A 12,532-nucleotide genomic window follows, 5' to 3' on the forward strand; every position below is an offset into this window, starting at 1 on the left:
AATGAGAGACATCGCAAAAAGAATGACTTCTCTTGTTGATCAACTTCAGAGAAAAGAAGCATATTATTGGCAAAAATTTTCAGCAATGGAACAATCTGTGTCTCAAATGCAAGCTCAAGGTTCATGGATAGCAAGTGCTTTTGCAAAATAAATAAAATAAGGTAGGTGATTAACCTACCTTATTTTATTTATGATTTTTCTTGCATTATCTTCATCTTTTATCATTTGATTGATAAGTTCTTGCTTTGAATTAAATTTAATTTCGTCTCTAAGGAATTTTAATACTTCAACTTTTATAATTTTATTATATAAATCTCCAAAATAATCTAAAAAATAAACTTCAACCTTAGGTTCAGTTATTTTTTCATTAAAAGTAGGACGAAGTCCAATACTCATCAAACCGTAGTATTTATATGAACTATCTTTAACTCCACCTTTTACTAAATATACGCCATAATGAGGATATATCACTTCTTCCTTATATCTTATATCGATATTAGCAGTAGGGAATCCTAATTTAAAGCCTATATGCCTATCCTCGTATACCGGCCCTTCAAGTATCCAATTTCTTCCCAATAAATTATTAGCTTCTTCAATTTTTCCTGATAGCAAAGCACGTCTAATAAATGTAGAACTTATTCTTGTTTCAGAAGTTTTTATATCTTTTAAAACTTCAACATAATAATTATTTTTATGTTGCTCTGCTAAAAGATAAGAAACATCACCTTTTCTTTCTTTTCCAAAAGTGAAATCTTCTCCGCATACTATGGCCTTCATTCCTTCTTTTAAAAGGAAATTTAAATACTCACCATGAGTTATATGAATTACATTTGGTAATTCAAAAACCTCTGTTTCAAATCCCATATTTTGAATGATTTTCTCTCGTTCATATGAGGGCAAAATAACGCCTTTGAAATTTCCAAAGTATTTTGTTGCAGGATATTTCATAATATATGCTTTTGGGATTAAATTATTTTTTTTAGCAACTTCAAGTGTTTTTTTGAGAATAATTTGATGTCCTTTATGAACACCATCGAAAGTGCCTATAGTTACTGCATAGTTCATTACAAAAATTCACCTCTATATTTAGATTATATTATTAATCAAAGAACAACTGAGCTAATTTATAATATTCAAATGGAACGAGCTTTTTAGTGGCCACACCATACTCAAGAGGAATAGACACAATTTGATTTCCTTTTAAAGCAACCATTCTACCAAAATCCTTTTCCTTTACAAGTTTCATGGCTTCTACACCATATCTTGTTCCGAGAATTCTATCAAATGCAGTAGGAGTGCCACCTCTTAATAAATGCCCTAATACAACTGATCTTGTCTCATAACCTGTTTTTTGTTCAATTATTTCAGCTAAATAATGAGCAATTCCTCCAAGCCTAATGTGTCCAAAAGCATCGATAGTGGATTTATCTGCAACTACCTGTTCCAATTCTGTTGGTTTAAATCCTTCTGCTACAGCTATTATCATATATTTTTTTTCTTTCATTCTCTTATGCACATAGTTTACAATTTCATTTATTGTCATTGGAAATTCTGGTATCAATATTAAATGAGCACCAGCTGCCATACCAGCTTCTATCGTTATCCAACCAGCTTCTCTTCCCATTAATTCGACAATCATAACTCTTTGATGTGATTTTGCAGTAGAATGTAATCTGTCGATAGCATCTGCGCCAACATTTACAGCTGTATGAAAGCCAAAAGTATAATCTGTATTTGAAACATCATTGTCTATTGTTTTTGGAACACCAACAACAGGATACCCCAAACTGGATAATTTAGCTGCAACTGATAGAGTGTCATCTCCTCCTATAGCTATTAATGCATCCATCTTCATTTCTTTAAAGTTTTTTTCAAGCAATTCTCGACTTTCTTCATCTTTAAAAGGATTAACTCTTGATGTTCCTAATATAGTTCCACCTAATATATGAATACCTTCGACATCATCATTATCCAATTTTATCATATCTTTTGTAAGCATGCCTTTCCATCCATTAAGAATGCCATAAGTTTCATATCCTTCGCCTGCTGCATGAACAATACCCCTTATAACAGCATTTAGACCAGGACAATCTCCGCCGCCAGTTAATATTCCTACTCTCATTTTTCTCCCTCCCCTATTTTTAAAATAATTTCAATAAGAATTAATAATAATATATATTTTTATTTAATTATACCAGAAAAAATGTTTATTGGAAAAATTATTATAATGTTGTAATTTAGTTAAATTTATAGTATAATATTTGTGAAATATATAAAGGAGGATTTTTCATGAACGTAAAAGTTATTAATTCGATATTGGATGCTTTTTCAAAAACATTTAAGATGGCAACAAATAATATGGATATTGTAATTCAAAAGCCAGTTGTGGATAAAGGAGACAACAGATCTTATGAAGTTGTTGTTACTATAGGCTTTATAGGGGATCTTGATGGAATATTCATATGGGATTGTCTGTTGAATCAGCAAAGGTTATAGTTTCTCAAATGATGATGGGTATGCCTGTTGAAAAATTAGATGAAATGAGTTTAAGTGCTCTTGGTGAATTGGGAAATATGATTTCTGGTTCTATTGCTATGAATTTAGAAAAATTAGGGTATAAAATAAACATTACACCACCTTCAATAATGCATGGGAATAACATTATTTTTATAAAAGATGGTATATCTTTAAGATTTCCTATGAATATTGATAATAAATTTTCTGAGGAATTTTTTGTAGTTTTAAAAAGTTCAATATGAAAGATCATAAGATAGATGTTAAGATTTTTGCTAATCTTAACCTGATTCTTTTTTTGCATTAACTGTATTAGCAAATATATTTATTGGATATTTAATAGGTTATGGTTTATCTTCCTTAACAAATAATAACATTTGGAAGATAGTATTTTTATTTTTAGGTATAATTTCTGGTTTATATAATGGCATAATGGAATTACTAAAGGAGGCGGAAAAGCAGGATAATGAACTCAGAACTAAAAAAGAAAGCAAAAGAAATAATAATAAAAATAATAATTCTTTCGATAATTGAATTTTTAAGTTTGTTATATTTTTATAAAATTACTGCGTTATTTATTTTTCTTGGTAGTGTCGGAGCGATTGCGGGAATCTTAATGATAACTGAGGAAATTAAAACATTATTAACAAAACCCAAACGTAAAATTTTAAAAGGTTATATAATTAGATACGCTTTTTTTGGTATAATCCTACTTGTTGCAGGGCTTTTTTCAAGTGAAGGATTGTTTTTAACTTTTTTAGGTTTAATGAATATGAAGTTTGCAGCACTCATTTCACCAAAATAACAGGGAGGAATACATATGACTCAAGGACAGAAAAAGACATTATTAACTCTTTTTTTGATTTATGTGGGGTTGGGACTAATTAATTTTATATTTTTCCCTTCAGCAGATTTAGAAGGTGTTGGGTTAAGATGGGTATATTCATTTGGAGATACTCCAACTTTTTGGAATACTATCAATCCAATGACAGTTATTATGTCAGGAGTTATTATACTGATATTAATTATTTTTGCTGCTGGAGTAAAATTTGAGTTAATACCTAATAAAAAACAGGCCTTAGTTGAATCATTGCTTGGGTATTTTTGGGAATTAGTTGAAGATGCTGTCCCAAATCCAAAATATAGAAAGCCTATTTATGTAATTGCTACAACATTATTTTTGTATATTTTGATAGCTAATCTTTTATCTGGTATGCCAGGTATTAATGTTTCTCCAGTGAATGATGGATTAAAAATAGCTTTGTTTACAGATACGTGGTATACTCCAACATCTGATTTAAATACAAACGCAACATTTGCTGTAATGGTTCTTATTATCAGTCATATTTTTGCTGCATCGGCTAAAGGAATAGTTAATTGGCTAAAAATGTTTATTGAACCAACACCATTGTTATTACCATTAAATTTAATTGGAGAATTGGCAAAACCTGTATCCCATTCATTGAGGTTGTTTGGTAATATTTTTGGTGGAGGAATTTTGGTTCTTATTATCAGTTATATGTTAAAGTATTTTGTTTTGCCTATATTTTTATGGGATTTTTTGGGATTTTTGTTGGATTAATACAGGCATTTGTTTTTTCTTTATTAGCAATAGCATATATGGGGTCTTTACTTGAAGAGTAAATATAGCTAAAATTTGTATCATATTATAATAAAATTTATTAAGGAGGTAGATTAGAATGGCTGTTGAACAAGTGGCACAGGAAATAGTAAAATCAGGAAGTGAAGCTGCATTAGGTACAGGTTTATATTATTTAGGTAAATTTGTTGGTGCAGGATTAGCTATGGGTATTGGTGCTATTGGTCCTGGTGTTGGTGAAGGTACTGTTGGTGCTCATGCTATGGATGCTATGGCAAGACAACCAGAAATGGCTGGTACATTAACTACACGTATGTTGTTAGCTATGGCTGTTACAGAATCTACAGGGTTATATTCATTGGTTATTGCGCTATTAATGTTAATTGTACTACCATAATTGTGATTACGGGGTAAGAATCCCCATAAAAGGGGTGTAAAGAGTGTTAGATTTTAATTTTACATCAATACTTAACTTGGTAGGTTTTACTGTATTAGCCTATTTCTTATGGGTTATGTTATATAAACCTTTTTTTGAAATAGCAGATAAAAGAAAACAAATTGTCGAAAGTGAATTAAATCAATCAGAAAAATTAAGAAAAGAAGCAGAGGAAAAATTACAAAATGCCAATAAAGAATTAGAAGAAATAAGATCCAAAAAGAAAGTATTATAAAAGAAGCAGAAGAATTAGCAAAAGATATAGTTGCAAATGCTAAAGAAGAAGCTATAGCAGAAAAATCAAGAATTATTGCAAGTGCAGAAAAAGAAGCAAAGGAAATAAAGGAAGAGGCTTATAAAGATATTCAAAATAAAGTAGTTTCACTCTCAATTGCAATTGCTTCAATGATATTAAAGAAAAATGTAGACGAAAAGGTTAATGAAGAATTTATAAAAAGAGCATTTGAAGCATTAAGTAAGGGTGAAAAATTATGAAAAACTCAATATCTTTAGCTACAAGATATGTAGAAGCCTTTTATGAATATCTTTCAAAAGAGAACAAGCTAAATAAGCTTGATGAATATGTTCAGGCTGTAAAAAAAATAGTTGAAAGAATTGAAAAAGATAAAATGTTTTATGACTTAATTGGTAATCCTTTATTGCCAAAGGATTATATAGTTATGCAGATAGTTAAAACCGCTGAAATCGATGATGCTGACTTCAATAAATATATTGAAGCTTTAGTATATAAAAAAGACAATTGATGTTACCAATGATATATACATTATTGGAAAGAAAAAATAACGAATTAAAAAAATTAATAAAAGTAAAGATAATAACACCTTACAAATTACAAGAGAAAGCAGTAAATGAATTAAAGAATATTATAGTTAAAAAAACTGGAAGAAATGCAATTTTGAATGCAGAAATAGATGAAGATTTAATTGGAGGATTACAATTACAGTTAGAAGAAAAAATCTTTGATTATTCAGTAAAAGGAATCTTGGAAAAAATCGGACGCGAGTACGCTTCCAAGCGGGGTGATTTGTTTGAGAATAAATCCTGATGAGCTTGAAAAAGTTATTGAGGAACGCATAAAATCATATGAATCAGGTGAAATTAAGGAAGTTGGATGGATAATTCAAGTTGGTGATGGCATAGCCAGAGCATATGGCTTAAAAGATGCTATGGCCAGTGAATTGGTTGAAATACATACTGATTCTGGTGATATTGTAAGTGGTATGGCATTAAATCTTGAAGAAGATAATGTTGGTATAATAATTTTAGGTAATTATAGGCTTATAAAAGAGGGTAATAAAGTTGTTAGAACAGGTAAGATTGCAGAAGTACCTGTTGGTGAAGAGCTATTAGGAAGAGTTATTAATCCACTAGGTGAACCATTGGATGGAAAAGGACCAATAAATGCAAAGCACACAAGACCAATAGAATATAAAGCACCAGGTGTTGTTTTAAGAAAACCTGTTGATACGCCGTTACAAACGGATTAAAAGCTATTGATACAATGATTCCTATTGGAAGAGGACAAAGAGAATTGATCATTGGAGATAGGCAAACAGGTAAAACTGCAATTGCTATTGATACAATAATAAACCAAAAAGGTAAAGGTGTTTATTGTATTTATGTTGCAATAGGTCAAAAAGCTTCAGCAGTTGCAAGAACAGTAGCAAAATTAGAAGAATATGGTGCCATGGAATATACAACAGTTGTTGTTGCAAGTGCAAGTGATCCAGCATCGTTATTGTATTTAGCTCCTTATGCTGGTGCAGCTATGGGTGAATATTTTATGTTCAGTGGTAAAGATGCTTTAGCAATCTATGATGATTTATCAAAACATGCTGCTGCATATAGGGAATTATCACTTCTTTTAAGAAGGCCACCAGGACGTGAAGCTTATCCAGGAGATGTTTTCTATTTGCATTCAAGATTACTGGAAAGGGCAGCAAGACTTAATGAAAATTATGGTGGAGGCTCATTAACAGCGTTACCAATTATTGAAACACAGGCAAATGATGTTTCGGCATATATTCCAACCAATGTTATTTCTATTACAGATGGACAAATTTACCTTGAACCATCATTATTTTATGCTGGTCAAAGACCTGCTGTAAATGTTGGTTTATCTGTTTCAAGGGTTGGAGGAGCCGCTCAAATAAAAGCAATGAAGCAGGTAGCTGGTAGTTTAAGGCTTGATTTGGCTCAATATAGGGAATTAGAAGCATTTGCTCAATTTGCTACAGAATTAGATGAATCTACAAGAAAACAATTAATCAGAGGTGAAAAACTTTCTGAATTATTAAAACAAGGGCAATATGTTCCAATGGAAGTTGAAGACCAGGTTGCTGTGGTGTTTGCTGGTGTTAACGGTTATTTAGACGATATACCAACATCAAGCATAAGTAAATTTGAAAAAGAATTCTTGCAATTTTTGAAATCCAATAGACCATCAATTTTAGAATCAATAAAAACTAAGAAAAAGATTGATGATGAATTAGATAAGGAGCTTAGAAAAGCTATTGAAGACTTTAAAGCAGCTTTTCAAGCTTAAGGTGGTGACATCTTATGAGTCGTGGAAAATTAAGGATTCTTAAACAACGCCGTGCTTCAACGCAATCAACAATGAAAATTACAAAAGCAATGGAGATGGTTGCAGCTGCAAAAGCGAATAAAATAGTTAAAGAAATTACGGCGTTGAAGGATTATGCCTATTATGCAGAAAAAATAATGAAAAAAATAGCACCAGTTGAAAACAGTATATATACTTCAAATAAAGAAGGAACATTAATAGTTGTAGTAACTCCTGATATGGGGTTGTGTGGAGCATTTCCCATGGAATTAACTAAGTTAGCAAATGATATAGCTAGCAAGACAGAGGATTTCATAGGATTTTATAATATAGGGTCAAAAGGTGAAATAGAATTAAAACATTCAGGTAAGTTATTATTATCAAGAACAAAATTGTATGATGTTCCAAAACAAGAGGATGCAGAATATATATTAGATGATATTTTAGATATTGTTGAAGAAAAAAACATTGGAAAAGTTAAGGTAGTGTATGGGGCATTTAAAAATGCTTTGATTCAAAAGCCTGAAGTTGTAGATTTATTGCCAATAAATTTTGAAGGAGCTATGGATCCAAGATTTGAATATGAACCAGATTCTAAAGAATTGTTTGAAGAAGCAGCATTTTTATATTTATTATCTAAAATGTATTTGATTATATATGAAAACAAAATCAGTGAATTATATGCCAGAAAAAATGCTATGCATAATGCTACGGATAATGCAAAGAATTTAATTGAAAAGCTTACACTTGCATATAATAAGGCAAGACAGGCGTCAATTACACAGGAATTAATTGAAATAGTAAATGGTGCTCAGGCATTGCAGGAAGAATAATATTGGGGTGTAATAAGTGGAAAAAAATATTGGAAAATTAGTAAGTATAATAGGCCCCGTTGTGGATGTTAAATTTGAATCAGGAAAATTACCAGAAGTATATAATGCTCTTGAAGTAATTAATCCATATACAGACAAAAAATTAGTATTGGAAGTTGAACAATTAATAGGTGATAACACTGTTAGATGTGTTGCACTTGATTCAACAGATGGATTAAAAAGAGGCCTTGATGTTGTAGATACTGGCGCTCCTATTAAGGTACCTGTAGGAGATGTAACTTTGGGAAGAATGTTTAACCTTTTAGGTGATCCAATTGATGAAAGAGGAGAAGTAGATGCTAAAGATTATTGGCCAATCCATAGAGAACCACCATCAATAAAAGATCAATCAACAGAAATTGAAATATTAGAAACAGGTATTAAGGTTATTGATTTATTAGCACCATTCCCTAAAGGCGGTAAAATAGGTTTCTTTGGTGGTGCTGGTGTTGGTAAAACAGTTCTTGTTATGGAACTTATAAGAAATATTGCTATTGAACATAAAGGATTATCTTTGTTTGCAGGTGTTGGGGAAAGAACCAGAGAAGGTAATGATCTATGGTTAGAAATGCAAGAATCTGGTGTTTTACCTAATACAGCTCTTGTATTTGGTCAAATGAATGAACCACCTGGAGCGAGATTCAGAATTGCATTAACTGCATTGACAATGGCAGAATACTTTAGAGATGTTCAGAAGAAAGATGTATTGTTGTTTATAGATAATATATTCAGATTTGTTCAAGCTGGTTCAGAAGTTTCTGCTCTTTTAGGACGTATGCCATCAGCTGTTGGATATCAACCAACATTGGCAACAGATGTAGGACAATTACAGGAAAGAATTACTTCCACAAAAGATGGTTCTATTACATCAGTTCAAGCAGTTTACGTTCCAGCTGATGATATTACAGACCCTGCTCCAGCAACAACATTTGCACATCTTGAGGCAACAATAGTTCTTTCAAGGCAAATTGCTGAATTAGGGTTATATCCAGCCGTTGATCCTTTGGATTCAACATCAAAAGTATTAGATCCTTCAATTCTGGGTGATGAACATTATCAGGTAGCTCGTGGAGTTCAACAGGTATTACAAAGATATAAGGATTTACAGGATATTATAGCTATTCTTGGTATTGAAGAATTATCAGAAGAAGATAAGTTAACAGTACAAAGAGCAAGGAAAATCCAAAGATTCTTAACACAACCATTCTTTGTTGCTGAAAAATTTTCTGGTATTGATGGACAGTATGTAAAAATTGAAGATACAGTAAGAGGATTTAAAGAAATTTTAGAAGGTAAATATGACCATATTCCAGAACAGGCATTCTATATGGTTGGAACTATAGAACAAGCATTAGAAAAGGCAAAAAGCATGGGAATTAAAGTATAAGGAGGGGAAAATGTTTGATTTAAAAATTGTAACCCCAGAGGAATTAAAGCTGAAATGAAAGCAAAATATGCTGAATTTACTACAGTAGAAGGTGGAATGGGTGTATTAACCAATAGATTACCTATAGTTGCAAAATTAAAAGTTTCACCTTTAATAATAAAAACAGAAGATGAAAAAGAAGAATTATTTGCCATTCATGGTGGTATAGTAGAAATGGATGGAAAAGAAATGGTTATTTTAACAACAGCTGCTGAAAGACCGGAAGAAATTGATGTTGAAACTGCGATGAAATCAATAGAAGCTGCTAAAGCTAAATTGAGTCATGCGGCAAATACTGCAGAAAAAGCAAAAGCTCAGGCAGAAATAGAAAAAAATATGGTAAGAATATCAATAGTAAAAAAATAAGGAAGGTTTTTACCTTCCTTATTTTTAATAGCCAATGCCGGGGTAGGTAGCCTGTAGGTTAGCCTGGTAGCCGGTAAAATTTTGTGTAAGTCCTATGCTTGATTTTTATTTTACCACTATTTATCCTTATCTGCATAAATTATATTATTCCTGATAAATGCTATTCTATAACCTTCGATATATTTTATATTATCTATGTTATACTTTGAGGTATATGAGTTTATCAGTTCAGCATTTTCTATATTATATATCATTATTCTTTTTCCATCTGTTATTATCAATTCATTTTTACTTATATCCATCGTTTTTATTTCTTTTAATGGATGTATTATTATATTTTCTAATTTACCATTTAATATATTGTATATGAATATGTTTGATTTTATATCTTCAATTAATATTTGATAATCATTTTTTAAGATAATTACTTTTTTTATTGGATTTAATATTGTTATTGATCTTATATACGCTTCTTTTTGTAAACTGTGTATTAATATTCTATTTCCTGGTTTTGAGTTTATACTTCCACTTAACCCATTATACGATATTATGTATTTGTTATCATTGGATAATTTTATTGCCTGTACTATTCCATAATGACCTGTATACTTTTTTATTTCTTTTTTGGCTTTATAATCATATTTTACTATTTCATAATTTTTATTCCATAATATATGTATTCTCCATCAAAATCTGCTATTTTCTGTATTTTTTTATCTTTATACAATAATTTTCCTGTGTTTATATTATATAGTTCAATTGCTCCATTTTCACATGAAATAAATAATTTATCTTTTATTATTTTTATTTTTGACAGATAATCTTCTAACTCTTTTTTAAAAATTATTTGTCCTTCTTTTTTTATTGTTAATTCTGCATATTCATTTTCTATTATTTCATATCCATTTTGTATATTATAATATTTTATATTTTCTTCATATTTTTTATATTCTTTTAAATTTATATTTTTATAATCAACATCTTTTCTTTTTGATTTTTCATTATCTTCTAAAAGATAGAAATTTATATAATCATCATCACTTTTTATGAGATATTTTTCTGTCAAAATTACTTTGTTTTTCACAGGATCAAATCCTGCATTTTTTTCATATTCTACTTTAAAATCTTTTAAATTTATTTTTCGAATTATTCCTTTTTCATATAATATATATAATGCCTGTATTTTTTTATTTGTTGATATATCATGTATATATTCATTATTATTAATATTTTTTATAATTTTTAAAGTGTTTTTTTCCAATATACTTAATTCATCCATTCCAGAAAGGATTATTATATATTTTTCTGTTTCAACAATTTTTCTAATAGGTTCATCTGATATTTTTATAATTTTATTTTCTGTTATTATATTTCCATCTGTTGTTCCATATATTATATTCCCATCTATTTCTTTTATTGTAGAAATATATTTATTATAATCCATTGTTTTTATGTGTTTCCCGGTATATAAATTATATTTTCTTATTTCTTTTCCATTAATTAAATATATTATCCCCTTTTTTTCAAAAATATAGCCCAGGCTTATATTTTTCATTTCATTATCAATTTTATATAACTTTGTTTTTTTCTGTAAATCATACAAATTCAGATTTAATATACCACTATTCTTTGTTAATAAATAATCTTTTGAAATTGCAACAAAGCTACCATTATACAAATTTAATTTATTTTCTTTTAAATTGTATATTGATGTGTGTGAATATATATTACTATTTATCTTATTCAATATAATATTATTATTTGTATCAACAAAAAAGTTCCAGTTATATACATTTTTTATTTTTATCCATTTTTTAAAATCTATATTTAAATTATTTATTTTTTTGCCTTTGAAAAATTCAAAAAAATTTTCCATATAATTAAATTCTATATTTTCAAATTTTAACCATTGTATCCATTTAATCATATATGGCATTACATACTCTTTAAATTGATTTTCATCCATTTTTTGTATATTCACATAAAAATTTTTGAAATTATCTATTCCATAATGTTCAATAAAAAAACCTATAAAAGATGCTCCAAATGTATATCCATTTTTCCAGTTTAAAAATATTTTTTATATAACTCATCATAAGTCAGATTTCTATATTCTGAAGAGTATTTAAGCATATATTTAGCATAAAAGTGATATTTTGAGCTTAAATCGAGACCATCATTAATATATTTGAACCAATTTGCAAGGCCTTCTTTAAAAAAGGAATTTTCTCCTTTTAAAATATACGAATCAATAGCATGTACAATTTCATGTTTTAAATTAACAGGCGTTCCAAAAATTACCTTATTATTCCAGAATCCACCGGCTTGATATTCTGATAATCCTATTATTTCTTTTCTTGTATCAAATAAAATTATAGGAATTTTTTTATTGAATATTTTTATTTTAAAAACCTTTATCAAACTATCTATTTCCTTTTGATAATATGATGCGATTTCAACGATATAAGGAGCAAAATTAGTGTTTTTCTCAAAATATATTTTTAAATTTTTAATATAATATTTTGCATAATTATTTCTAGCATAATTATATATAAAATCTATTTTTTGCTTATCAATTTTTATACAAAAACTTATAGTAATAAGAATAATATATAATATTATAAAAATTCTTTTCATAAAAAATCTCCTTTTAAAAATCATACCGTCTTCAACAGCTCATATTTTAATTTTATAAGTTTACAAAAATAAATTTAAAATTCTAAAATCTTTTTAT

At 28.9% G+C, this 12,532-nt stretch carries 17 protein-coding genes and 2 pseudogenes; 14 read left to right on the forward strand and 5 right to left on the reverse strand.

Translation table 11 applies throughout. The features are described from left to right. Position 1: 1 nt before the first annotated feature. Entirely contained in the window at positions 2-151 is a 150-nt protein-coding gene (locus DJ007_RS14665) for a hypothetical protein (protein WP_165974042.1), read from the forward strand. A 23-nt stretch (positions 152-174) separates the two neighbouring features. On the opposite strand, the gene ribF is transcribed toward DJ007_RS14665, so the two are convergent. Together ribF and DJ007_RS06060 are read right to left on the reverse strand one after the other, a co-directional pair. Next, positions 175-1,065, reverse strand: coding sequence for a riboflavin biosynthesis protein RibF (ribF, locus tag DJ007_RS06055; protein ID WP_129408764.1), 891 nt, complete (start codon positions 1,063-1,065; stop codon positions 175-177). A gap of 34 nt (positions 1,066-1,099) precedes the next feature. Beyond that, positions 1,100-2,122, reverse strand: a complete 1,023-nt coding sequence (locus tag DJ007_RS06060) for a 6-phosphofructokinase (protein WP_129408765.1) — start codon at positions 2,120-2,122, stop codon at positions 1,100-1,102. 167 nt (positions 2,123-2,289) lie between these two features. On the opposite strand from DJ007_RS06060, the gene DJ007_RS06065 reads away from it, so the two are divergent. The 13 genes and pseudogenes from DJ007_RS06065 (at position 2,290) to atpC (ending at position 9,798) form a co-directional block, all read left to right on the forward strand. Beyond that, positions 2,290-2,496, forward strand: coding sequence for a hypothetical protein (locus DJ007_RS06065; RefSeq protein WP_129408766.1), 207 nt, complete (start codon positions 2,290-2,292; stop codon positions 2,494-2,496). After that, positions 2,463-2,759 (forward strand): chemotaxis protein CheX, encoded by a 297-nt coding sequence (locus tag DJ007_RS06070; RefSeq protein ID WP_129408767.1) that lies wholly within the window; start codon positions 2,463-2,465, stop codon positions 2,757-2,759. The genes DJ007_RS06065 and DJ007_RS06070 overlap by 34 nt, the downstream gene beginning before the upstream one ends. A gap of 64 nt (positions 2,760-2,823) precedes the next feature. Beyond that, positions 2,824-3,048, forward strand: a pseudogene (locus DJ007_RS20060) (AtpZ/AtpI family protein); the annotation flags it as partial. After that, positions 2,981-3,319, forward strand: a complete 339-nt coding sequence (locus tag DJ007_RS06080) for a hypothetical protein (protein WP_129408768.1) — start codon at positions 2,981-2,983, stop codon at positions 3,317-3,319. The pseudogene DJ007_RS20060 and the gene DJ007_RS06080, both read left to right, overlap by 68 nt. Before the next feature lie 15 nt (positions 3,320-3,334). Further along, positions 3,335-4,096 carry a F0F1 ATP synthase subunit A gene (atpB, locus tag DJ007_RS06085; RefSeq protein ID WP_240739313.1) on the forward strand — a complete coding sequence of 254 codons (762 nt, stop codon included), beginning with the start codon at positions 3,335-3,337 and terminating at the stop codon, positions 4,094-4,096. Positions 4,097-4,214: 118 nt separating this feature from the next. Further along, positions 4,215-4,511 carry a F0F1 ATP synthase subunit C gene (locus tag DJ007_RS06090; protein WP_047267521.1) on the forward strand — a complete coding sequence of 99 codons (297 nt, stop codon included), beginning with the start codon at positions 4,215-4,217 and terminating at the stop codon, positions 4,509-4,511. Positions 4,512-4,554: 43 nt separating this feature from the next. Continuing rightward, a complete protein-coding gene (locus DJ007_RS06095; protein WP_129408769.1) occupies positions 4,555-4,785 on the forward strand; it encodes a F0F1 ATP synthase subunit B in 231 nt (76 codons plus the stop codon). A gap of 256 nt (positions 4,786-5,041) precedes the next feature. Continuing rightward, positions 5,042-5,314, forward strand: a complete 273-nt coding sequence (locus tag DJ007_RS06100) for a F0F1 ATP synthase subunit delta (protein WP_129408770.1) — start codon at positions 5,042-5,044, stop codon at positions 5,312-5,314. A gap of 8 nt (positions 5,315-5,322) precedes the next feature. Next, positions 5,323-5,616, forward strand: coding sequence for a F0F1 ATP synthase subunit delta (locus tag DJ007_RS06105; protein ID WP_206076173.1), 294 nt, complete (start codon positions 5,323-5,325; stop codon positions 5,614-5,616). Then, positions 5,600-7,116: pseudogene (atpA, locus tag DJ007_RS06110) on the forward strand (F0F1 ATP synthase subunit alpha). Before DJ007_RS06105 ends, atpA begins: the two are co-directional and overlap by 17 nt. 14 nt (positions 7,117-7,130) lie before the next feature. After that, positions 7,131-7,967, forward strand: coding sequence for an ATP synthase F1 subunit gamma (gene atpG / locus DJ007_RS06115; protein WP_129408772.1), 837 nt, complete (start codon positions 7,131-7,133; stop codon positions 7,965-7,967). Positions 7,968-7,983: 16 nt separating this feature from the next. Then, complete coding sequence (gene atpD, locus DJ007_RS06120) at positions 7,984-9,393, forward strand: F0F1 ATP synthase subunit beta (protein ID WP_129408773.1); 1,410 nt, start codon at positions 7,984-7,986, stop codon at positions 9,391-9,393. Positions 9,394-9,447: 54 nt separating this feature from the next. Continuing rightward, the gene (gene atpC, locus DJ007_RS06125) at positions 9,448-9,798 is read left to right on the forward strand and encodes an ATP synthase F1 subunit epsilon (RefSeq protein ID WP_129408774.1); all 351 of its coding nucleotides are present in this window, start codon (positions 9,448-9,450) and stop codon (positions 9,796-9,798) included. Positions 9,799-9,914: 116 nt separating this feature from the next. On the opposite strand, the gene DJ007_RS06130 is transcribed toward atpC, so the two are convergent. From DJ007_RS06130 to DJ007_RS06140, 3 genes are all read right to left on the reverse strand, one after another. Further along, positions 9,915-10,100, reverse strand: a complete 186-nt coding sequence (locus DJ007_RS06130; protein ID WP_129408775.1) for a hypothetical protein — start codon at positions 10,098-10,100, stop codon at positions 9,915-9,917. Positions 10,101-10,444: 344 nt separating this feature from the next. Then, positions 10,445-11,779: a hypothetical protein gene (locus tag DJ007_RS06135; RefSeq protein WP_129408776.1), complete on the reverse strand. Its 1,335-nt coding sequence runs from the start codon at positions 11,777-11,779 to the stop codon at positions 10,445-10,447. An 86-nt stretch (positions 11,780-11,865) separates the two neighbouring features. Further along, positions 11,866-12,435: a hypothetical protein gene (locus tag DJ007_RS06140; protein ID WP_129408777.1), complete on the reverse strand. Its 570-nt coding sequence runs from the start codon at positions 12,433-12,435 to the stop codon at positions 11,866-11,868. Positions 12,436-12,532: the final 97 nt, after the last annotated feature.

Source organism: Marinitoga lauensis (assembly GCF_004135675.1).
Taxonomy (GTDB): Bacteria; Thermotogota; Thermotogae; order Petrotogales; family Petrotogaceae; genus Marinitoga; species Marinitoga lauensis.